19 protein-coding genes are annotated in these 20,907 nt (G+C 57.0%); 9 read left to right on the top strand and 10 right to left on the bottom strand.

Translation table 11 applies throughout. The annotated features are described in order from the left end of the window. Positions 1 to 12: 12 nt before the first annotated feature. The 4 genes from mdtI to AB3U87_RS19925 form a co-directional block, all read right to left on the bottom strand. Positions 13 to 342: a multidrug/spermidine efflux SMR transporter subunit MdtI gene (gene mdtI, locus AB3U87_RS19940; protein ID WP_301731022.1), complete on the bottom strand. Its 330-nt coding sequence runs from the start codon at positions 340 to 342 to the stop codon at positions 13 to 15. Next, positions 329 to 679 (bottom strand): multidrug/spermidine efflux SMR transporter subunit MdtJ, encoded by a 351-nt coding sequence (mdtJ, locus tag AB3U87_RS19935; RefSeq protein ID WP_394150239.1) that lies wholly within the window; start codon positions 677 to 679, stop codon positions 329 to 331. Before mdtJ ends, mdtI begins: the two co-directional genes overlap by 14 nt. Positions 680 to 1,053: 374 nt before the next feature. Then, a complete protein-coding gene (gene rarD / locus AB3U87_RS19930; RefSeq protein WP_253457257.1) occupies positions 1,054 to 1,953 on the bottom strand; it encodes an EamA family transporter RarD in 900 nt (299 codons plus the stop codon). Positions 1,954 to 1,981: 28 nt separating this feature from the next. Continuing rightward, positions 1,982 to 2,455 carry a thioesterase family protein gene (locus AB3U87_RS19925; protein WP_125290702.1) on the bottom strand — a complete coding sequence of 158 codons (474 nt, stop codon included), beginning with the start codon at positions 2,453 to 2,455 and terminating at the stop codon, positions 1,982 to 1,984. Between the two features lie 161 nt (positions 2,456 to 2,616). On the opposite strand from AB3U87_RS19925, the gene pldA reads away from it, so the two are divergent. Both pldA and recQ read left to right on the top strand, forming a co-directional pair. Continuing rightward, positions 2,617 to 3,495 (top strand): phospholipase A, encoded by an 879-nt coding sequence (gene pldA / locus AB3U87_RS19920; protein WP_253457259.1) that lies wholly within the window; start codon positions 2,617 to 2,619, stop codon positions 3,493 to 3,495. A 50-nt stretch (positions 3,496 to 3,545) separates the two neighbouring features. Continuing rightward, positions 3,546 to 5,372, top strand: a complete 1,827-nt coding sequence (recQ, locus tag AB3U87_RS19915) for an ATP-dependent DNA helicase RecQ (protein ID WP_253457261.1) — start codon at positions 3,546 to 3,548, stop codon at positions 5,370 to 5,372. Positions 5,373 to 5,449: 77 nt separating this feature from the next. Here recQ and rhtB read toward each other — a convergent pair whose 3' ends face one another. After that, the gene (gene rhtB, locus AB3U87_RS19910; RefSeq protein WP_125290699.1) at positions 5,450 to 6,073 is read right to left on the bottom strand and encodes a homoserine/homoserine lactone efflux protein; all 624 of its coding nucleotides are present in this window, start codon (positions 6,071 to 6,073) and stop codon (positions 5,450 to 5,452) included. A gap of 103 nt (positions 6,074 to 6,176) precedes the next feature. Between rhtB and pldB the strand changes: the two genes are divergently transcribed. Both pldB and yigL read left to right on the top strand, forming a co-directional pair. Further along, complete coding sequence (gene pldB / locus AB3U87_RS19905) at positions 6,177 to 7,157, top strand: lysophospholipase L2 (RefSeq protein ID WP_253457263.1); 981 nt, start codon at positions 6,177 to 6,179, stop codon at positions 7,155 to 7,157. A gap of 49 nt (positions 7,158 to 7,206) precedes the next feature. Then, positions 7,207 to 8,007, top strand: coding sequence for a sugar/pyridoxal phosphate phosphatase YigL (yigL, locus tag AB3U87_RS19900; protein ID WP_253457265.1), 801 nt, complete (start codon positions 7,207 to 7,209; stop codon positions 8,005 to 8,007). Positions 8,008 to 8,047: 40 nt separating this feature from the next. Here yigL and glpQ read toward each other — a convergent pair whose 3' ends face one another. Together glpQ and glpT are read right to left on the bottom strand one after the other, a co-directional pair. Then, positions 8,048 to 9,076: a glycerophosphodiester phosphodiesterase gene (gene glpQ, locus AB3U87_RS19895; protein ID WP_394150253.1), complete on the bottom strand. Its 1,029-nt coding sequence runs from the start codon at positions 9,074 to 9,076 to the stop codon at positions 8,048 to 8,050. Positions 9,077 to 9,090: 14 nt separating this feature from the next. Beyond that, positions 9,091 to 10,434 carry a glycerol-3-phosphate transporter gene (gene glpT / locus AB3U87_RS19890; protein ID WP_253457269.1) on the bottom strand — a complete coding sequence of 448 codons (1,344 nt, stop codon included), beginning with the start codon at positions 10,432 to 10,434 and terminating at the stop codon, positions 9,091 to 9,093. Positions 10,435 to 10,763: 329 nt separating this feature from the next. Here glpT and AB3U87_RS19885 point away from each other — a divergent pair, with 329 nt between their 5' ends. Continuing rightward, positions 10,764 to 11,615 (top strand): carboxylate/amino acid/amine transporter, encoded by an 852-nt coding sequence (locus AB3U87_RS19885; protein WP_253457272.1) that lies wholly within the window; start codon positions 10,764 to 10,766, stop codon positions 11,613 to 11,615. Between the two features lie 441 nt (positions 11,616 to 12,056). Here the strand turns inward: AB3U87_RS19885 and AB3U87_RS19880 are convergent, their stop codons facing one another. Beyond that, the gene (locus AB3U87_RS19880) at positions 12,057 to 12,536 is read right to left on the bottom strand and encodes a YehS family protein (RefSeq protein WP_301253051.1); all 480 of its coding nucleotides are present in this window, start codon (positions 12,534 to 12,536) and stop codon (positions 12,057 to 12,059) included. Between the two features lie 158 nt (positions 12,537 to 12,694). Continuing rightward, a complete protein-coding gene (gene metR, locus AB3U87_RS19875) occupies positions 12,695 to 13,636 on the bottom strand; it encodes an HTH-type transcriptional regulator MetR (protein ID WP_253457277.1) in 942 nt (313 codons plus the stop codon). A 135-nt stretch (positions 13,637 to 13,771) separates the two neighbouring features. Between metR and metE the strand changes: the two genes are divergently transcribed. Then, a complete protein-coding gene (metE, locus tag AB3U87_RS19870) occupies positions 13,772 to 16,042 on the top strand; it encodes a 5-methyltetrahydropteroyltriglutamate--homocysteine S-methyltransferase (RefSeq protein ID WP_394150234.1) in 2,271 nt (756 codons plus the stop codon). Positions 16,043 to 16,424: 382 nt separating this feature from the next. On the opposite strand, the gene AB3U87_RS19865 is transcribed toward metE, so the two are convergent. Next, on the bottom strand, positions 16,425 to 17,252 hold the full coding sequence (locus AB3U87_RS19865; protein WP_394150232.1) for a dienelactone hydrolase family protein: 828 nt from the start codon (positions 17,250 to 17,252) through the stop codon (positions 16,425 to 16,427). 268 nt (positions 17,253 to 17,520) lie between these two features. Here AB3U87_RS19865 and udp point away from each other — a divergent pair, with 268 nt between their 5' ends. The 3 genes from udp (at position 17,521) to ubiE (ending at position 20,897) form a co-directional block, all read left to right on the top strand. Further along, on the top strand, positions 17,521 to 18,282 hold the full coding sequence (gene udp, locus AB3U87_RS19860) for a uridine phosphorylase (RefSeq protein WP_253457286.1): 762 nt from the start codon (positions 17,521 to 17,523) through the stop codon (positions 18,280 to 18,282). Positions 18,283 to 18,534: 252 nt separating this feature from the next. After that, on the top strand, positions 18,535 to 20,067 hold the full coding sequence (rmuC, locus tag AB3U87_RS19855) for a DNA recombination protein RmuC (RefSeq protein WP_301253054.1): 1,533 nt from the start codon (positions 18,535 to 18,537) through the stop codon (positions 20,065 to 20,067). Positions 20,068 to 20,141: 74 nt separating this feature from the next. Further along, entirely contained in the window at positions 20,142 to 20,897 is a 756-nt protein-coding gene (ubiE, locus tag AB3U87_RS19850) for a bifunctional demethylmenaquinone methyltransferase/2-methoxy-6-polyprenyl-1,4-benzoquinol methylase UbiE (RefSeq protein ID WP_125290686.1), read from the top strand. Positions 20,898 to 20,907: the final 10 nt, after the last annotated feature.

The raw sequence follows: 20,907 nt of genomic DNA, 5'->3' as shown, positions 1-20,907 counted from the left end.
CGCTCTCCACTCTCAGGCAAGCTTGATCAACACCATGCCGACCAGCAGTACGAGCAGGCCGAACCAGCCGCGACGGTTCAGACGCTGACCGAACAGTATCCAGCCCGCCGTCGCCGTAGCGACGATGCCGAAGCCTCCCCACAGCGCATAGGCTACCGACAGATCGATACCTTTAACTGCCTGCGCCAGCGCGCTAAAGGCCGCCAGCACGGCAACAATCGACGACAGGCCATACAGCGGGCGGCGAAAGCCGTTCGAATATTTAAGAAAAATATTGGCTAAAATTTCCAGCACCACGGCGAGCGCCAGCCAGGCAATATGCGTCCCGTTAAGCGGCAGCATGGCTGGCCTCCTTGCGGCTTATCGTCCCCGACTTCACCAGGGCAATACCGGTCACCAGCGTCGCCAGTCCGGCCACTTTCATCAGGGGCAGCGCCTCGTCAAACAGCATGACGCTGAACAGCGTAATACACAGCACGCCGACGCCTTCCCAAATAGCATAGGCCACGCCCAGCGCAATTTTTTTAACGGCGAAACACAAAGTAATATAAGAAAGGGCGATCATTGCCAGCATAAAAAAATAACCGGCAACGTGGCCGTTAAGGCTGGCCCATTTCATGGCCAGCGTGCCAACAATTTCAAAAACGATGGCAAGCGCCAATAATAACCAATAAAACATTTTCTCTCTCCGGAAACAGAAATAATTAGCGCAATCGATGCGCGGCAGAAAATCCGTAGAGAGTGCGCTACAGCGCGAAACGCCAGTGCTGGTCAGCGACGGGACGGCAGGCAAGCCGGAGGGGGGAAAATGCAGGAAGTATCAGGGAAATGAACAAACTGTCCATAGATTTACAACTCATCCACGCTATTGCTTCTCATCCTGGTGGAGTGAATATTGTCCTCAGTAGTTAAACACGCGTCTATTCTGGCATTATCCTGACGTACTGTGCCAAAAGATTTGCACTGATTTACGATGGGTACGTCAGGTTATAAAGTTTTTACTTAAGTGTTACTTTCCCCGGCCAGGCCGCAACCGGGGAAAGCAATTAACGGTCAGACCTCGGCGGGCCGCCTGCGTTTCAACGTTATAAGCGCATCGAAAATAAATAAGGCCAGCGCCGCCCAGATAAAGCTGAACGTCACCACTTTATCCGGCGTCATTTTCTCGCCGTAAAAGATCACCGCCAGCAGGAACATCAGCGTTGGGCCAAGATACTGGAAAAACCCAACGGTAGAGAGGCGCAGGCGCGTGCAGGCGGCGGTAAACAGCATCAGCGGCACGGTGGTTATCACGCCAGCAGCGATCAGCAGCAGGTTTAACGACGAGGGATTCTGCGTCAGATGGCTGGTGCTGCTGTCCGCAATGCCGAAAAGATAAATAGCGGCGAAGGGCAACAGCCAGCTGGTTTCAATCATCATACCGGTCTGCGCGTCGACGGCGATTTTTTTGCGCATCAGGCCGTACAGCGAAAAGGTCACCGCCAGACCCAGCGCAATGACCGGCACCGACCCAAATTTCCAGAGTTGGATAATCACGCCGCAGACGGCCAGCGCCACCGCCAGCCATTGCAGACGCCGGAAGCGTTCGCCCAGAAACAGCATCCCTACCAGCACGTTTAACAGCGGGTTGATAAAATAGCCCAGGCTGGCTTCGAGAATATGCTGGTTATTCACCGCCCAGATAAAGATCAGCCAGTTGCTGCACACCAGCGTGGCGGAAACCGCCAGCAGCAGCACCTTCTTCGGCGTTTTAAAAATCGCTTTTACGTTGCCCCAGCTGCGGCTGACGCTCAGCAACAGCAGCATAAAAAAGAACGACCAGATCACCCGATGGGTGATGATTTCGCCCGGTGCGACCTGCTGAAGAAGCTTGAAATAGGCAGGTGCTATGCCCCAGATAAAATAAGCGCCGAGGGCATAAAAAATGCCCTGACGAGTTTGCTGCGCATCCATGTAACATCACTCCGTTAATGTTGGGAAATCAACCTACAAGATAGGTTGCCGTAGTGCTGGCAATATAAAGACCAGCGTCATTATGCAGCTCAACCCGTGCCACCGCGACCTTATTGCCGCCGCGCAGCAGGCTACTGGTCGCGATAAAGCGTTCGCCCCGGCCGGGCCGCAGGTAGTCGACCCGCAGATCGATAGTGCCCATGCGCGACAGGCGCTGCCGCAGCTCTTCTTCCGTAATGGTTTCCTGGCGGGTCAGCGAGCTGCTGACGCAGACCAGACCGGCCGCCACGTCCAGTACGGCCGCAATCACGCCGCCGTGCAGAATCTTTTGTGCGATGTTGCCCACCAGCTGCGGCTGGTTTGCGAAGCTCAGCTCCGCATAATCCGGCTCCAGCCGATCCAGCGTGAGGCCAAGCGTGCGGTTAAACGGCATATCATAAACAAAGATGTCGCCAATCAGGCGGCGAGCGGCCTGCCGATCGAGCGGCGCAGATGAAGTCATAGCAAAATTCCTTTACAACGTAAGTCGCTTATCAGATTGACTATTTTTATCCGTTGTTAACGGGTCGTTTACTTTACAAAAACAGCACTAATGCCGACCAGCAATTCTGTGTAGAATGGCGTGCTTTTTATCCATCACCCTTATCAGTTCTGGAGAATCTTATGTCGATGCTGAAAGGCCCGCTGGCTGCAGCGCTCCTTTTTCCCTGTCTGACCCTGGCGCAAGAGGCTCAGGTCACAGAGGTGCATGACCAGCCCGCGGTGCGTGGCAGTATTATTGCTAATCTTCTGGAAAAGCATGACAACCCTTTTGTGCTTTTTCCTTATGAAAGCAACTATCTGCTGTACACCGATACCAGCAACATCAACAAAGAGGCGATTGATTCCTATAACTGGTCGAATAAGGCGAAGCACGATGAGGTAAAATTCCAGCTGAGCCTGGCCTTTCCTCTCTGGCGGGGCATTTTAGGTGACAACTCGGTGCTTGCCGCCTCTTATACTCAGTCCTCCTGGTGGCAGCTCTCTAACCGTGGCGCCTCGTCGCCGTTCCGTGAAACGGATTATCAGCCGCAGATTTTCCTGGGCTGGGCCACCGACTACAGCTTCGCCGGCTGGACGTTGCGCGATGTGGAGCTGGGCCTGAACCACCAGTCCAACGGCCGCTCGGAGCCGACCTCCCGCAGCTGGAACCGCGTTTACGCTCGCCTGATGGCGCAGAACGGCAACTGGATGGTGGAAGCCAAACCCTGGTATCGCCTTCCGGAAGGTGAAAATGATGACGATAACCCTGATATCACTAAGTACATGGGGTATTATCGCATGACGGTCGGCTATCAGCTGGGCGAAAGCGTCTTCAGCCTCCAGGGCAACTACAACTGGAACAGCGGTTTCGGCGGCGCGCAGGCAGGCTGGAGCTACCCGATTACCGAACATGTCCGTTTCTATACGCAAGTCTTTAGCGGCTATGGTGAATCATTGATTGACTATAACCATCGTCAGACCAGGGTCGGCGTCGGCGTCATTCTGAACGACCTGTTTTAATGCTTTCCGGGCGGCCATCACGCGTCGCCCGCCATCAAGTTGGAGTACACGTGTCTACGGCTGCAGTGATCAATCAGGAGATGCTGACGCAACAGGTTTTGCAGGAAACCTTCGGCTATCAGCAATTTCGTCCGGGGCAGCAAACCATTATTCAGGCGTCGCTGAAAGGGCGCGACTGTCTGGTGGTCATGCCGACCGGCGGCGGCAAATCGCTTTGCTATCAGATCCCGGCGCTGGTGCGCGAAGGGCTGACGCTGGTGGTGTCGCCGCTGATCTCGTTGATGAAGGATCAGGTCGACCAGCTGCTGGCTAACGGCGTGGCCGCCGCCTGTCTGAACTCAACGCAGACGCGGGAAGAGCAGCAGGAGGTCTTCGCCGGCTGCCGCACGGGCCGGATCAAGCTGCTTTATATCGCGCCTGAACGCCTGATGATGGATAACTTCCTGGATAATCTGGCGCACTGGAATCCGGCGATGCTGGCCGTAGACGAGGCCCACTGTATTTCGCAATGGGGCCACGATTTCCGTCCGGAATACGGCGCGCTGGGCCAGCTGCGTCAGCGGCTGCCGGACGTGCCGGTGATGGCGCTGACCGCCACCGCCGACGAAACCACCCGTAACGATATCGCGCGCCTGCTCCAGCTTGACGATCCGCTGATCCAGGTCAGCAGCTTCGACCGTCCCAATATCCGCTATACGCTGGTGGAAAAATTCAAGCCGACGGATCAGCTGATCCGCTACGTGCAGGATCAGCGCGGCAAATGCGGCATCATCTACTGCAACAGCCGCGCGAAGGTGGAAGACACCGCCGCGCGTTTGCAAAGCCGTGGCCTGAGCGTCGGCGCCTATCATGCCGGAATGGATAACGTGCATCGCGCCCGCGTGCAGGAAGCCTTCCAGCGTGACGATCTCCAGATCGTCGTCGCCACGGTCGCCTTCGGCATGGGCATCAACAAGCCCAACGTGCGCTTTGTGGTGCACTTTGATATCCCACGCAATATCGAATCCTACTATCAGGAAACGGGCCGCGCCGGGCGCGACGGCCTGCCGGCGGAGGCGCTGATGCTGTACGATCCGGCCGATATGGCCTGGCTGCGCCGCTGCCTGGAAGAGAAAGCGCCGGGGCCGTTGCAGGATATTGAACGCCACAAGCTGAACGCGATGGGCGCTTTTGCGGAAGCGCAGACCTGCCGCCGTCTGGTGCTGCTGAACTACTTTGGCGAAGGGCGGCAGCAGCCCTGCGACAACTGCGATATCTGTCTCGATCCGCCGCGTCGTTACGACGGCACGGTAGAGGCGCAAAAGGCGCTTTCCTGCATTTATCGTGTCGGCCAGCGGTTTGGTATGGGCTACGTGGTGGAGGTGCTGCGCGGTGCCAACAATCAGCGTATTCGCGATATGCAGCACGACAAGCTGCCGGTTTACGGCATTGGCCGCGATCAGAGCCACGAGCACTGGATAAGCGTGATCCGTCAACTTATTCATCTGGGCTTTGCGACACAAAATATTGCGATGCATTCCGCGCTTCAGTTAACGGAAGCGGCGCGTCCCCTGCTGCGTGGCGAAGTGCCGTTGCTGCTGGCGGTGCCGCGCATGGTCAGCGTCAAGCCGCGCAACAGCAATCAGAAATCGTTTGGCGGCAACTACGATCGCAAGCTGTTCGCCAAGCTGCGTAAGCTGCGTAAAGCCATTGCCGATGAAGAGAACATTCCGCCTTACGTGGTGTTTAACGACGCCACGCTGATAGAAATGGCCGAGCAGATGCCGCTGACCGCCTCAGAAATGCTGAGCGTCAACGGCGTTGGTCAGCGCAAGCTGGAGCGCTTCGGCAAGCCGTTTATGGTGATGATCCGCGAGCACGTCGACGGCGAAGAGTAGGCCGGGCGTGCGGCCGGAGAACGGGGAAGACGCGGGCTGGCATGGACGGCGCGTCCTCCATGCCAGCCTTTAATGCATCAGGCAATACGCCGCGCGGAAGCCAGCAGCGCGCCGACCGCCATAAACATGCCGCCAAACAGGCGGTTTAACAGCTTCATCTGTTTTGGCCCTTTAATCCAGGCCGCAATCCGCTGCGCCAGCGTGGCGTAGCCGATCATCACGATGATATCGACCACCACCGTCGTCACGCCCAGCACCAGATACTGCATCGCCTGCGGCTGGTGCGGGATGATAAACTGCGGAAAGAGCGCCGCCAGAAAAACAATGCTTTTTGGGTTGGTCAGGTTCACCAGCACCGCACGCTTAAACAGCCTGCGGCGCGGCATCGCTTTGGCGACCGCCTGAAGATCTATCGCGCCTGCCGAGCGCCACTGCTGGATGCCCAGCCAGATCAGGTAAGCCGCGCCCGCCCATTTCAGCACTTCAAAAGCCAGCACGGATTGGGAAAACAGCGCGCCCAGGCCGATGCCAACCAGCAGAATATGCACCGCCAGCCCAACCTGCAGGCCGGAAATAGAGGCCGCCGCGCCGCGATAGCCGTGGCTGATGCCGGTACTCATGGTATTGATTGCGCCGGAACCCGGCGAAAGGCTTAAGATGCTGGTCGTTAACAGATAGGCCAGCCACCACTGCATGGTCATTGGGTCAGACTCCCTGATAGCACAGAAGTATGACACAATACGCCATTGCGGCTGCGCAGGCTACGGGGCCGGGCGGAATGTGAAAAAAGCGGAGGTCGGGTCAATGAAAAAGCATGGCTGGCGAAATCGTGAAAAAGCTTTTGCCGCTTTCGCCACCGGCCCGCTGCTGGATTTCTGGCGGCGGAGGGAAGAAGACGAGTTTATCGGCGTGGAAAACGTGCCCATTCGCTACGTTCGCTTCACGTCATCGCAACACAACCGCGTTATCCTGATTTGCCCCGGACGTATCGAAAGCTACGTAAAATATCCGGAGCTGGCCTACGACCTGTTTCACTGCGGCTATGATGTGATTATTGTCGATCATCGCGGGCAGGGCCGTTCCGGCAGGCTGCTGCAGGATAGCCATCGCGGCCATGTGGAGCTGTTCGACCACTATGTTGAAGATCTGGAGACGCTCTATCTGAAAGCGATCCTCAGCCGTCACTATCAGCATCGCTATGCGCTGGCGCACTCAATGGGCGGCGCGATCCTGACGCTGATGCTGGCCAGGCAGCCGCAGGCCTTTAACGCCGTGGCGCTGGCCGCGCCGATGTTCGGGATCTTCCTGCCGATGCCGCTGTGGATGACGCACTGTATTCTGAACTGGGCGGAAAAGCGTCCCGTGGTGCGCGACGGTTACGCGATCGGCACCGGCCAGTGGCAGCCCAGGCCGTTCGGGATGAACCAGCTGACCCACAGCCGCGAGCGCTACCGGCGCAACCTGCGCTTTTACGCCGACGATCCGGGGCTGCGCGTCGGCGGGCCGACTTATCACTGGGTCAGAGAAGGCATTCTGGCCGGCAAAAACATTCTGGCTCAGGCAAAAGAGATAAAGACGCCGCTGCTGCTGTTACAGGCCAGCGCGGATAAGGTGGTGGATAACCGCGCTCAGGATCTCTTTTGCCAGGCCATGAAAGCGGCGGGAAACCCCTGCGAGGGCCCGCTGATTATCGCAGGCGCGCGTCATGAGATCTTGTTTGAAAAAGACAGCATGCGCGCCGAGGCGCTGGAGGCCATTACGGCGTTTTTTGCCCGGCATCCCTGATTTTACTGCTCAGATATAGCAACCGTAGCTCACCATTAACAGAGGTTTTATGTACCCGATTGTTGCTTCCGATCTCGACGGCACGCTGCTGTCGCCGGATCACCGTTTATCCGCTTTCGCCCGTGAAACGCTCCAGCTGCTGACGCAAAAGGGCGTCCATTTTGTGTTCGCCACCGGTCGCCATCACATTGATGTCGGGCAGATGCGTGACAGCCTGGGTATTGATGCCTATATGATCACCTCGAACGGCGCGCGCGTGCACAATACCGCAGGCGAGCTGATCTTCAGCCATAACCTGGAAGAAGACATTGCCCGTGAGCTTTTTGCTTTGCATCACAGCCACCAGGATATCTATACCAACGTCTACCGCGATGAAGAGTGGTTCCTTAACCGCCACCGCCCGGAAGAGATGGATTTTTTCCGCGAGTCCAATTTTAACTACCAGACCTATCAGCCGGATTCGCTGCCAACCGACGGCATCAGCAAAGTGTTCTTTACCTGCGCTAAGCCGGAACTGCTGATCCCGCTGGAAGAGGCGCTGATGGCGCGCTGGGGCGATCGGGTTAACGTCAGCTTCTCGCTGCCGACCTGTCTGGAAGTGATGGCGGGCGGCGTTTCCAAAGGTCACGCGCTGGACGCGGTATCCCGACTACTGGGCTTTACGCTGGCGGACTGCATCTCTTTTGGTGACGGCATGAACGACAAAGAGATGCTGAACATGGCGGGCAAAGGCTGCATCATGAGCAACTCGCATCAGCGCCTGAAGGATCTGCTGCCGGAACTGGAAGTGATTGGCAGCAATGCGGATAACGCGGTGCCGAACTATCTGCGCAAGCTTTATAACGTCTGAAGCCGGTAAAAGCCGCCTCTGGTTACAGAGGCGGCAACGCTTACCGCTTCAGGAAGCGCACGGCCTTGTCCGGGAAGTCGGTAAACAGACCGTCCACGCCCCCCTGGTTATAGAGCGCGTCGTACAGCTCGTCCACGTTATCCACCCAGCCGGGCAGCTGGTCGGCCCGCACGGTATAGGGATGCACGACCAGGCCATTCTGATGCGCCTCCTTCACCATCGGCGTAAAGTGAACCGCGCCTTTGGTCGAGCCGTTGGCAATCAGCATATGATAATCAGGGCCGATGCCGTCGACGTAACGGGCCAGCGTTTTCATCGCGCCCGGTTGCAGCATCCAGTCATAGCTGTAGTTCACCCATTTCCCGTCTTGCTGCTCCTGCGTCTCTTTTGAGTCCGTTTCGGTGATCAGCTGCACCAGTTTGACGTCCATGCCTCTTTGCGGCTCCAGCTCCGTTTTAATGCGTTTGAGTTCGTTATGGTCAAAGCATTGCAGGTAGACGTTGTCGCTTTTCGAGCTATAGCCGTACTGCTTAAGCACATCCAGCACCCTGGCGGAGATATCTTTGCCTTCCTGGCGGTGAAACCACGGCGCTTTAATTTCGGTGTAGATGCCGATATTTTTGCCCGTCGAGTGGTTCAGGCCCTGAATAAATTCAATCTCTTCGGCAAAGGTATGCACGTGGAAGTCCGATTTGCCCATCGGGAAACGCTGCGGATAAGTCTGCACTTTCTTACCGTCTTTTAGCGTAAAGCCTTCCGTAAACTTCAGCCCCTTGATTTCGGCCAGCGTAAAGTCGATGGCATAGTAACGTCCATCCTTTCTGGCGCGGTCGGGATAGCGTTCCGCCACGTCCGTTACGCGATCCAGATAGTGATCGTGCAGCACCACCAGCCGATCGTCGCGGGTCATCACCAGATCCTGCTCAAGGAAGTCGGATCCCTGCGCGTAAGCCATCGCTTTGGCGGGCAGCGTGTGTTCCGGCAGGTAGCCGCTCGCGCCACGATGGGCAATTACAATCTTGTGTGTTTCCGCGGCTACTGCGCCGAACGAAGCGCCCAGCAGCAGCATAGCTATTAGCTTTTTCATTGCGTTGCCTCTTTTTTGTGCCTGTGTTCGTTCAGCATGGTGATAACCAGCAGGATAACGGCCAGCACGCCGCCGCCGATCATCACGATAAAGCCGCCGTCCCAGCCGAAGTAATCTACGGTGTAGCCGACAATAGCGCTGGCGGCCACCGAGCCGCCAAGATAGCCGAACAGCCCGGTGAAGCCCGCCGCCGTTCCCGCGGCTTTCTTCGGCGCCAGCTCCAGGGCGTGCAGCCCAATCAGCATTACTGGCCCATAAATCAGAAAGCCGATTACAATCATGCAGGTAATATCCACGCCCGGATTGCCGGGAGGATTCAGCCAGTAAACCACGGTGGCGATCGTCACCAGCACCATAAAAAAGACGCCGGTCGCGCCACGATTGCCTCTGAACACCTTATCGGACATCCAGCCGCACAGCAGCGTGCCGGGAATGCCGGCGTACTCATAAAGAAAGTAGGCCCAGGAGGATTTATCCAGCGTAAAGTGCTTCACCTCTTTTAAATAGGTCGGTGACCAGTCGAGAATGCCGTAGCGCAGCAGATAGACAAACACGTTGGCCAGCGCGATATACCAGAGCAGCCGGTTGGGCAGTACGTACTGCATAAAAATTTGCCTGGCGGTCAGCTCCTCTTCCTGGCTTTTATCATAGTCGGGCGGATAGTCGTTTTTATACTCTTCAATCGGCGGCAGACCGCAGGATTGCGGCGTGTCGCGCATTAACGCAAAGGCGATGACGGCCACCAGAATGGCGGCGAAAGCGGGCATATAAAGCGACGCTTTCCAGTCGTTAAACCAGTACATGCCCAGCAGAAACAGCAGCGGAGGCAGGCCGCCGCCGACGTTGTGCGCGCAGTTCCAGACGGAAACGATACCGCCGCGCTCCTTGTGCGACCACCAGTGCACCATAGTGCGTCCACAGGGCGGCCAGCCCATGCCCTGGAACCAGCCGCATAAAAACAGCAGCACGAACATCACGGTAATGCTGGAGGTGGCCCAGGGAACGAATCCCATAAACAACATGACCGCCGCCGCCAGAATTAAACCGGCGGGCAAAAAGTAGCGTGGATTCGAGCGATCGGAAACGGATCCCATAATAAATTTAGAAAATCCGTAGGCGATGGAAATACCTGAAAGGGCAAAGCCTAAATCCCCCCGAGAAAAACCCTGCTCGATCAGCGAAGGCATCGCCAGCGCAAAGTTTTTCCGCACCAGATAATAGGCAGCATAGCCGAAGAAAATACCAAAAAATATCTGCCAGCGTAATTTACGATAAAGCGGATCGATTTCGCTGGTGTCAACGCGCGTTCGATGCGACGCAGGTTTAAAAACAGATAACATAACAGCCTCCAATGGCAATTTATATTCGTTTTTTTCGTCGTGCAGCAACAGATAAACGCGATCCGTAGCGGAAGGAGCCTAAAAGAAAACGCGCGGCCCCGCTGTGAAGAAGAACCCAAAGGTTACATTTTTATGACAATCAAACGAATTATGCGGCACGCTTCTCTGAATGCTTGTAGCCATGCCGGCAAGGAGTGTGAGCAGGCTCACTCAAACGGCAGGATAAAAACAGGTGCGTACATTTTGCAATCAGATGTCAACCAGATATTTCCCCGCGTCCACGCCGATTTCGCTACACTGTGCGCACTTTTCACCAGCGAGTTTTTATCGTGATCTTACTGATAATCACCACTATCCTGTGGGCCTTTTCGTTCAGCCTGATCGGCGAATATCTGGCAGGCCAGGTCGACAGCGTCTTTTCCGTGCTGATCCGTCTGCTGCTGGCCGCCGTGGTTTTCCTGCCGTTTCTGCGCTGGCGCGGTTATCGGCCGTCAACGCTGCTGCTCTATATGGGCGTAGGCGCGCTGCAGCTGGGTATTATGTATCTGTTCAGCTTTGAGGCTTACCTCTACCTCAGCGTTTCCGAGCTGCTGCTGTTTACGGTGATGACGCCGCTCTATATCACCCTGATTTATGACCTGATGAGCGGAAGAGGCGTGCGCCCCGGCTATGCACTGAGCGCGCTGCTGGCGGTGGCGGGCGCGGCGATTATTCGCTACGACAAGGTCAGCGACCACTTCTGGTTTGGCCTGCTGCTGGTGCAGCTTGCCAACCTTTGCTTTGCCGTTGGCATGGTGGGCTACAAGCGCCTGCAGGAAACGCGTCCGATGCCGCAGCACGCCGCCTTTTCCTGGTTTTATATGGGCGCGGCGCTCGTCGCGATTATCGCCTGGTGCCTGTGGGGCAATCCGCAGAAGCTGCCGACCACCACGCTACAGTGGAGCATCCTGATCTGGCTGGGCGTGGCGGCTTCCGGGCTGGGTTACTTTATGTGGAACTACGGCGCGACGCAGGTTGATGCCGGCACGCTGGGCATTATGAATAATATGCACGTGCCCGCCGGATTGCTGGTTAACCTTGCAATCTGGCAGCAGCAGCCGCACTGGCCGAGCTTTATCGTTGGCGCAGCGGTAATTTTCGCCTCGCTATGGGTACACCGACACTGGGTGATCAAAAAATAGCACGACGATAAAAAGCGGGGCGCGACACGCCCTGCTTAACGCCTTTGCCTGGCTCGTTAGTGAACCAGGTGCGGCCGTGATTTACTGACCAGCAGATTCACATTCGTTTTACTGGTTTTGCCAATACGGCTACCGCTATCTTCCCCCGCTGTCGTTACCTGCCCGCTGCTATAACTCAGCGCTGACGGGGAAAGCAGCCTATAAATTTTAGAAAATAGCGTGCCGAAAATAGTTTTGGTAGTGTCGTGGTTTTTACCTGCGCTGCTGATAGTTGCGCTCTCATAATATATCTTCTTTCATGGTTCGCTATATTTACAATGTGTAAATATCAGGCGGATATTATGAGGAGTGACTTGCCCTGTAAAGGCAGGAAGGGAATATAAATAATGCATTTTTTGATAGCGTTTTAAATAGCAGGCAGCCCGAAGGCTGCACTAATATTTAAGCTTTTTTAACAGGGGCAGGGCGTAATTTCATTGTCATTCCCTTCAGGAAATTCCTTAAAATCTGATCGCCGCATTCACGGTAATTTTTATGCCCTGGCTTTCGGAAAATAGCGCCAATTTCAGACTGGCCCACGGCGAAGTCCGCCAGCTTAAGCACGTCAATAATATCCGTAGTTTTTAAATCGAAAGCGATGCGCAGTTTTTTAATAATAATATTATTCGTCATCTTGCGTTCGACAGAAGGCTCAGGCGCATCTTCGCTTTTGCCACGGCGCTGAAAAATCAGCCCGTTCAGGAAATAGCCCATTACCACGTCAGGACAGGCGCGAAAGCCCGCTTCGTCTTCTTTTTTCAGGAAGCTTTGCATTTCCGCTTCGCTGACTTCACTTTCCGCCAGCGCCAGGATGCCAACCATCTGAGCATCGCTCAGGCTCAGCATGTAGCGCACGCTGCGCAAAACGTCATTATTGGTCATAAAAATCTCATTGGTTCAGGATCGTTGGCCGCATTATAGAGACAAATGGCGCTGGATAAAGGAATACCGTCAGCAAAAAGGCAGGCGGCCAGCGCGTTATAAGGGCGCGGCTGCGCTAAAAGGGCCACCGCGCAAAAGCGATCGCCCGTACTGGCCGCTCAGGAATGATGCAAAGAGGTCGGCAGCGGCGTGCCCGGCGCGGAAGCGTCCCTGACCAGCGGCAGATGCTCGCAGGCGTGCTGGCGGGCGGAGCGGATAAAAGCTTCGACTACTGCCTGACGCTGCTCGCCGTCGCGCACGGCGGCATATAAACGGCTCCATAAACCCTGGCCGAGCGTTTTGGTCACCACCAGCCCCTGATGCTCAAAGCTTTCCACAACCCAGTGCGGCAGGGCGGCGATGCCCATGCCCGCGGACACCATCTGGATCAGCAGCAGCGTATTATCCACGCTTTTTAACGCCGGGCTGACGCCTGCGGGCTGCAAGAAATGCCGCCAGATATCCAGGCGCTGCCGCTGCACCGGATAAATCATCAGCACTTCGCTGGCCAGATCTTCCGGTGAAATATGATCAACCTGCGCCAGCGGATGGTCGGGCGCCAGCACCAGGCGAACTTCAAAATCAAACATTGGCGAATAGAACAGCCCGCTGCGCGGCAAAATATCGGAGGTGAGCACCACGTCCAGCTCCCCCTGTTGAAGCGCGGGCTGGGGATCGAAAGTCACCCCGGATTTAAAATCCATCACCACCTGCGGCCAGCTCTGACGGAAGTTGCTCAACGCTGGCGTCAGCCATTGAATACAGCTGTGGCACTCGATAGCGATACGCAGCGTGGCCTGATGCGGTTCGTGGCAGGCCTGTAAAGCGTGCTGGATCTGCGGCAGCACCTGCTCGGCAAGCTGCAGCAAGATTTCGCCCTGCGGCGTAAAGCGCAGCGGCTGGCTTTTACGCACAAACAGGCGGAAGCCCAGGCGCTGCTCCAGATCGCTGAACTGATGGGACAGGGCCGACTGTGTCTGATGAAGCTGAGCGGCGGCGGCGGCCAGCGAACCGCTGTTGCGCAGCGCTTGCAGCGTCCGCAGGTGTTTGAGTTCGATCATGAGAGTCCTTCACATCGACAATGAACAATTTGCGCTTGTGGTGAATACAGTACCTGCGGATTATAGATGTGTAAACATCTGGACGTCTAAAAGCCCGATTGCCACGACAGCGGGCGGTAACTGAGGAACGCATTGATGACTATTCTGAACCATACGCTCGGCTTCCCCCGCGTTGGCCTGCGTCGCGAACTAAAAAAAGCACAGGAAAGCTACTGGGCGGGCAACAGCACGCAGGAAGCGCTGCTGGCGGTAGGCCGTGAACTGCGCGCCCGCCACTGGGAACAGCAGAAACAGGCTGGGGTAGACTATGTACCGGTCGGCGATTTCGCCTGGTACGATCATGTGCTGACTACCAGCCTGCTGCTGGGCAACGTGCCTGCCCGTCATCAAAATAAAGATGGCTCTGTCGATCTGGATACGTTGTTCCGTCTGGGCCGTGGCCGTGCGCCGACCGGCGAACCTGCGGCGGCGGCTGAAATGACCAAATGGTTTAACACTAACTATCACTATATGGTGCCGGAATTTACCCGGGGGCAGCAGTTTAAGCTTAGCTGGACGCAGATCCTGGACGAAGTGGACGAAGCGCTGGCGCTGGGCCATAAAGTGAAGCCCGTGCTGCTTGGCCCGGTGACCTATCTGTGGCTGGGTAAAGTCAAGGGCGAGCCGTTCGACCGTCTGAGCCTGTTAACCGAAATTCTGCCGGTTTACCAGCAGGTGCTGAGCGAGCTGGCGAAGCGCGATATCGAATGGGTGCAGATCGACGAGCCTGCGCTGGTGCTGGAGCTGCCGCAGGCGTGGCTCAACGCCTTTAAACCGGCTTACGAGGCGCTGCAAGGGCAAACCAAACTGCTGCTGACCACCTACTTTGACAGCGTCGGCACCAACCTGGACGCTATCGTTAAGCTGCCGGTTCAGGGTCTGCATGTTGATTTGGTACACGGCAAGGACGATATCGCCGCGCTGAACGCTAAAGTGCCGGCCGACTGGTTGCTTTCCGTCGGCGTAATCAACGGCCGTAACGTGTGGCGCGCCGATCTCAGCAGCTGGTTTGAGCGTTTACAGCCGCTGGTCGGCAAGCGTCAGCGGCTATGGATCGGCTCTTCCTGCTCGTTGCTGCACAGCCCCATCGATTTAAGTACCGAAACCCGCCTGGATGAAGAAGTAAAAAGCTGGTTCGCCTTTGCGCTACAGAAATGCCAGGAGCTGGCGCTGTTGAGCCATGCGTTAAACCACAATGACGCGCGGTCGCTGGAAGCCTGGAGCGCGCCCATTCGCGCCCGCCGGGACTCTGCGCGCGTGCATAACGAGGCCGTCAGCAAACGGCTGGCCGCTATCACCGCGAAAGACAGCGAGCGCCACAGCAGCTATAAGGCGCGTGCCGAAGCCCAGCGCCAGCGCTTTCAGCTGCCGGCCTGGCCGACCACCACTATCGGCTCTTTCCCGCAGACCACCGAAATCCGTGGCCTGCGCCTGGATTTCAAACAGGGGCGTCTGGACGGAAAGAGCTACCGCACCGGCATTGCTGAACATATCAAACAGGCGATCGTGGAGCAGGAGCGGCTGGGGCTGGACGTGCTGGTTCACGGCGAGGCGGAGCGCAACGACATGGTGGAATACTTCGGCGAAAACCTGGACGGTTTTGCCTTTACGCAAAACGGCTGGGTACAGAGCTACGGCTCCCGCTGCGTGAAGCCGCCGGTGATTATCGGTGACGTCAGTCGGCCGGAAGCGATCACCGTCGAGTGGGCGAAATACGCGCAGTCGCTGACCGACAAGCCGGTAAAAGGGATGCTGACCGGCCCGGTAACCATTCTTTGCTGGTCTTTCCCTCGTGAAGACGTGTCGCGTGAAACCATCGCTAAGCAGATCGCGCTGGCGCTGAGGGACGAAGTGGCCGATCTGGAAAAAGCCGGTATCGGCATTATCCAGATTGATGAGCCGGCGCTGCGTGAAGGCCTGCCGCTGCGGCGGTCAGAGTGGGCTGCCTATCTGGAGTGGGCCGTAGACGCGTTCCGCCTGAACGCCGCCGTGGCGCAGGATGCTACCCAAATCCACACCCATATGTGCTATTGCGAATTCAACGACATCATGGACGCCATTGCCGCGCTGGATGCGGATGTGATCACCATCGAAACCTCACGTTCTGATATGGAACTGCTGGAATCGTTCGAGGAATTTGACTATCCGAACGAAATCGGCCCGGGCGTTTACGACATTCACTCGCCAAACGTGCCAAGCGTGGCATGGATAGAGGCGCTGCTGCTGAAAGCGGCGAAGCGTATTCCGGTGGAGCGTCTGTGGGTGAACCCGGACTGCGGCCTGAAAACGCGCGGCTGGCCGGAAACCCGTCAGGCGCTGGCTAATATGGTGGAGGCGGCACGCAATCTTCGCAAAGCCGCTGCCTGATGGCGGTGTTGCCCGTGGACCTCTCATTTATTGATAACGTTTAGCGGCGTTTGGAATGTACGGGCGATGAAGCTGGTGCTGCGCCCGCCGCGAGGGTGGCATAAAAAAAGCCCGCCGATTGAGGCGGGCTCAGACTGCTGACAAACCTAAATAGCGGATGCATCCTGGTGTTTCTTACAGCAACCCAGCTGTTTCACGGTGGCAGAGGCTGAGCGGATAAGCGGACCTTTTTCGCGCATGGACGCGCGAAACGAGCCTACATGGACGTATCTACGGCGTGTCCGTGTTCCGATCTGCCTCTGCCGCTTTTCATCAATTTGCAAGCGGCCTAAGTTTGAGTTTGTCAGCAACCTCAGCCCGCCGATTGAGGCGGGCCTGAGCGTTAGCTGACGCCGTGCTGCCTGAACCAGGCCAGCATTCGCTGCCAGCCGTCTTTGGCCGACTCTTCGTGATAGCTGGGACGATAATCGGCGTTAAACGCGTGCCCGGCCTCGGGATAAACCACGATTTCCGATTTGGCGTTCGCCGCCCGCAGCGCCTGGCGCATGGTTTCCACGCTTTCTAACGGAATGCCGTCATCCAGCGCGCCGTACAGCCCCAATACCGGCGCGTTCAGGTCAACTGCGACGTCAACCGGGTGCTTCTGCTGCTGCAAGGTTTTATCGCCTGTCAGCTTGCCATACCAGGCGACTCCTGCTTTCAGCTGAGGATTGTGCGCGGCGTAGAGCCAGGTTATCCGGCCGCCCCAGCAAAAGCCGGTAATGGCCATATTGCGCATATCGCCGCCATGGCGCGATGCCCAGTTGGCTACGTGATCCAGATCCGCCAGCACCTGGCTATCCGGCACCTTGCTGACCAGCTCTTTAAACAGCGTAGGAATATCATCGTACTCGGCGGGATCGCCCTCGCGAAAATAGAGTTCGGGCGCGACGGCAAGATAGCCTTCGGTCGCCAGGCGACGGCAGATATCGCGAATATGCTCGTGCACGCCAAAAATTTCCTGCACGACCAGCACCACCGGTAGCGGGCCATCGGCCTGACGCGGTCTGGCGTGGAAAGCAGGCATATTCTCGCCCTGCGTTGGAATTGACGTTTCGCCGGAAACGATGTCGGCGCTGTCGGTAATGATGGTGGTCGATGCGGCAGGTGAAACCGCAGGAGCGAATCCCTTATTGCTCAATGTTTGAGTCGGATTATCGTCGCTTTTCATTGTCCTCTCCATACATGCAGTAGCGCAATCAGCTAACTATAGCCAGGATTACGTTTCGATCGGGTGAAGGTCAGCCTGTCATCTTCGACGGCGTTATCGGTTTCCGACAGCGCGATTCGTGCGGGAAGGCTTTTTTGTGTGATTACCGTCACGATTCAATAGACTCCAAATGTAACTTTCATTACTCAGAGTGAATTTACTCACATAAATTCACACAGCTTTGCGCTACTGTAAGCGCTTCATCGCCTTTTAATTACAGGATCTTGTCATGGCACAGTCAGACGTTTTTCACCTGGGTTTAACCAAAGCCGATCTTCAGGGCGCCACCCTTGCCATTGTGCCAGGCGACCCCGAGCGCGTTAAAAAGATTGCCGCGCTGATGGATAATCCGGTTCATCTGGCGTCGCACCGCGAATTCACCACCTGGCGCGCCGACATTGACGGCAAGGCCGTTATCGTCTGTTCAACCGGTATCGGCGGCCCTTCCACCTCCATCGCGGTAGAAGAGCTGGCGCAGCTGGGCATCCGTACTTTTCTGCGCGTAGGTACAACTGGCGCTATCCAGCCTGACATCAGCGTGGGCGACGTGCTGGTAACCACCGGCTCTGTGCGTCTGGATGGTGCGAGTCTGCACTTTGCGCCGCTGGAATTCCCGGCGGTGGCCGATTTTACCTGCACCACCGCGCTGGTCGAAGCGGCGAAAGCGCTTGGCGCGACCACGCATATCGGCGTCACCGCGTCTTCCGACACTTTTTATCCGGGACAGGAGCGTTACGACACCTTTTCTGGCCGCGTAGTGAGCCGTTTCCAGAACTCCATGAAAGAGTGGCAGCAAATGGGCGTGCTGAACTACGAAATGGAATCCGCCACGCTGCTGACCATGTGCGCCAGCCAGGGTCTGCGTGCCGGCATGGTGGCGGGCGTGATCGTGAACCGCACCCAGCAGGAAATTCCCGATGCGGAAACCATGAAGAAAACCGAAAGCGATGCGGTGCGTATCGTAGTTGAGGCGGCGCGCCGTCTGATCTAGACGTTGAGATCGGCCTCGCCAACCTCTGGCCTGGCCGTTGAGACCAGTTTCGCTAACTTCTTCAGCCTTCATTAAGGGAGCGCGGCTCCCTTAATGGTTTCGCCCTTGCGCTACCCACGGCAAATTTTTCGAGCCGTCTCTGACATCCTGATGAAAACCTCCTCGATCCCGTTACATCGCGCTTTTTAACTCGACATTGCCACGGCCTGCCCTTACCTTTTCTGCCAGAGAAGCCTGGACGGGAGAAGGCGCGTGGATGCAATAATCGGTTACGGCATTGGCTCAGGCCTGGCGGGCGCGCTGGTCGGCTGGCTTATCGCCTGGTATCACAGCCAGCAGCGCGCGGCGCACCAGGAAACGGAGCGCAGGCTGCTGCAACAGGCCAGCGAGCAGCTGAAGCAGGAGCGCGATCGCCTGACGCAGCAACAGAGCCAGCAGCAGCAGGCGCAAAAACAGCAGGAGCTGGAGCTGCGTCAGCTGCACGGCACGCTCGCCGCTACCCAGGAGAAACTCACCCAGCTTGACCACTGGCGCGGCGAGGCCGAACAGCTGGCGCGCGAACTGCGCACCCAGCTGGAGATCAACAGCGCCCAGGAGGCGGAACTGCGCGAGGTCACCATTCGGCTTGAAGAGAGCAGAATGGCGGCGGAAGAGAAGCAGCGCCTGCTGGTCAACAGCGAACAGCGGCTGAACGCGCAGTTTGAACACCTTGCCAACCGTATTTTCGAACACAGCAACCGCCGTGTCGATGAGCAGAACCGCCAGAGCCTGGACGGGCTGCTCTCGCCGCTGCGCGAACAGCTGGAAGGGTTTCGTCGCCAGGTTCAGGAAGGCTTCGGCCAGGAGGCGCGCGAGCGCCATACGCTTTCTCATGAAATCCGCAATCTGCAACAGCTCAATGCCCAAATGGCGCAGGAAGCGATTAACCTGACCAAGGCCCTGAAGGGCGACAATAAAATGCAGGGAAACTGGGGCGAAGTCGTGCTCAGCCGCGTGCTGGAAGCCTCCGGCCTGCGGGAAGGGCACGAATATGAAACCCAGGTCAATATTCAGCTGGAGCATAACGCCCGTATGCAGCCGGACGTGATTGTGCGTCTGCCGCAGGGCAAAGACGTGGTGATCGACGCGAAGATGACGCTGGTGGCTTACGAACGCTATTTCAACGGCGAAGATGAAGCCACGCGCGAAACGGCCATCGGCGAGCACGTTGCGGCCATTCGCAGCCATATCCGCCTGCTGAGCCGCAAAGATTATCAGCAGCTGCCCGGCCTGCGATCGCTGGACTACGTGCTGATGTTTATTCCGGTCGAACCCGCTTTTCTGGTCGCTATTGACCGTCAGCCGGAACTGATCAACGAGGCGCTGGGTCAAAACATCATGCTGGTCAGCCCCACCACGTTGCTGGTGGCGCTACGTACCATCAATAACCTGTGGCGCTACGAGCACCAAAGCCGTCATGCCCAGCGCATCGCCGACAGAGCGGCTAAGCTCTATGACAAAATGCGCCTGTTTGTCGACGACATGTCGGCAATGGGGCAAAGCCTCGATAAGGCCAGCGAAAGCTATCGTCAGGCCATGAAGAAGCTGGCGGAAGGGCGGGGCAACCTGATCGCGCAGACGGAAAGTTTTCGGCAGCTGGGCGTGGCCATCAAGCGGCCTATTAATCCCCGCCTGGTCGCGCAGGCGATGCCGGATGAGGCTGACGAGCAAGAGAACGAAGATGAGGAAGATGTCGCGTATCTGGCGACGCAAACCGGGCCAGGCGCGGCCCGAGTTAATGAATAACCCGCAAGGCTGTGCCTGGCCTGCGGGACTCTGATACACTTGGCAGATAACTGATTGCAGAGCAGGCAAAACAAATGGCAGATGAATCAAAGGATACCACGCACTTCGGCTTTCGCACGGTAGCGAAAAGCGACAAAGCTGAAATGGTGGCTGATGTTTTCCATTCCGTTGCGGCCAAATATGACCTGATGAACGATCTGATGTCGTTCGGCATCCACCGTGTCTGGAAACGTTTTACTATCGATTGCAGCGGCGTGCGTCGCGGACAGCGCGTCCTGGATCTGGCCGGCGGTACCGGCGATCTGACCGCTAAATTCTCTCGCCTGGTAGGTGAAACGGGTGAAGTGGTGCTAGCGGATATCAACAGCTCCATGCTGAAAGTAGGCCGTGAGAAACTGCGTAACAACGGGATCATCGGCAACGTGAACTATGTGCAGGCTAACGCCGAAGCGCTGCCGTTCCCGGACAATCATTTCGACTGCATCACTATCGCTTTCGGCCTGCGTAACGTCACCGAAAAAGAGAAGGCGCTGGCCTCGATGTTCCGCGTGCTGAAGCCGGGCGGACGCCTGCTGGTGCTGGAGTTTTCCAAACCGCTGCTGGAGCCGCTAAGCAAGGCGTATGACGCCTACTCATTCCACGTGCTGCCGCGTATCGGCGAGCTGGTGGCGAAAGATTCCGAAAGCTACCGCTATCTGGCCGAATCTATCCGAATGCATCCGGATCAGGATACGTTAAAGCAGATGATGGATGATGTCGGCTTCGAGAATACTACCTATCACAATCTTACCGGTGGCATCGTTGCGCTGCACCGCGGATTCAAGTTCTGAACAGGATAGC

This window comes from Erwinia plantamica (assembly GCF_043420595.1).
GTDB lineage: Bacteria > Pseudomonadota > Gammaproteobacteria > Enterobacterales > Enterobacteriaceae > Erwinia > Erwinia aeris.
This window is presented reverse-complemented; position numbering and strand designations above follow the sequence as displayed.

What these genes read in the sequence shown, in the direction of transcription:
- metE (WP_394150234.1), top strand. Translation starts at nt 13,772, where the DNA reads ATGACTATTCTGAACCATACGCTCGGCTTCCCCCGCGTTGGCCTGCGT.
- glpQ (WP_394150253.1), bottom strand. Translation starts at nt 9,076, where the DNA reads ATGCTGCTGCTGGGCGCTTCGTTCGGCGCAGTAGCCGCGGAAACACAC.
- pldA (WP_253457259.1), top strand. Translation starts at nt 2,617, where the DNA reads ATGTCGATGCTGAAAGGCCCGCTGGCTGCAGCGCTCCTTTTTCCCTGT.
- metR (WP_253457277.1), bottom strand. Translation starts at nt 13,636, where the DNA reads ATGATCGAACTCAAACACCTGCGGACGCTGCAAGCGCTGCGCAACAGC.
- rhtB (WP_125290699.1), bottom strand. Translation starts at nt 6,073, where the DNA reads ATGACCATGCAGTGGTGGCTGGCCTATCTGTTAACGACCAGCATCTTA.
- AB3U87_RS19880 (WP_301253051.1), bottom strand. Translation starts at nt 12,536, where the DNA reads ATGACCAATAATGACGTTTTGCGCAGCGTGCGCTACATGCTGAGCCTG.
- pldB (WP_253457263.1), top strand. Translation starts at nt 6,177, where the DNA reads ATGAAAAAGCATGGCTGGCGAAATCGTGAAAAAGCTTTTGCCGCTTTC.
- AB3U87_RS19865 (WP_394150232.1), bottom strand. Translation starts at nt 17,252, where the DNA reads ATGAAAAGCGACGATAATCCGACTCAAACATTGAGCAATAAGGGATTC.
- AB3U87_RS19925 (WP_125290702.1), bottom strand. Translation starts at nt 2,455, where the DNA reads ATGACTTCATCTGCGCCGCTCGATCGGCAGGCCGCTCGCCGCCTGATT.
- glpT (WP_253457269.1), bottom strand. Translation starts at nt 10,434, where the DNA reads ATGTTATCTGTTTTTAAACCTGCGTCGCATCGAACGCGCGTTGACACC.
- yigL (WP_253457265.1), top strand. Translation starts at nt 7,207, where the DNA reads ATGTACCCGATTGTTGCTTCCGATCTCGACGGCACGCTGCTGTCGCCG.
- mdtI (WP_301731022.1), bottom strand. Translation starts at nt 342, where the DNA reads ATGCTGCCGCTTAACGGGACGCATATTGCCTGGCTGGCGCTCGCCGTG.
- udp (WP_253457286.1), top strand. Translation starts at nt 17,521, where the DNA reads ATGGCACAGTCAGACGTTTTTCACCTGGGTTTAACCAAAGCCGATCTT.
- rarD (WP_253457257.1), bottom strand. Translation starts at nt 1,953, where the DNA reads ATGGATGCGCAGCAAACTCGTCAGGGCATTTTTTATGCCCTCGGCGCT.
- ubiE (WP_125290686.1), top strand. Translation starts at nt 20,142, where the DNA reads ATGGCAGATGAATCAAAGGATACCACGCACTTCGGCTTTCGCACGGTA.
- mdtJ (WP_394150239.1), bottom strand. Translation starts at nt 679, where the DNA reads ATGTTTTATTGGTTATTATTGGCGCTTGCCATCGTTTTTGAAATTGTT.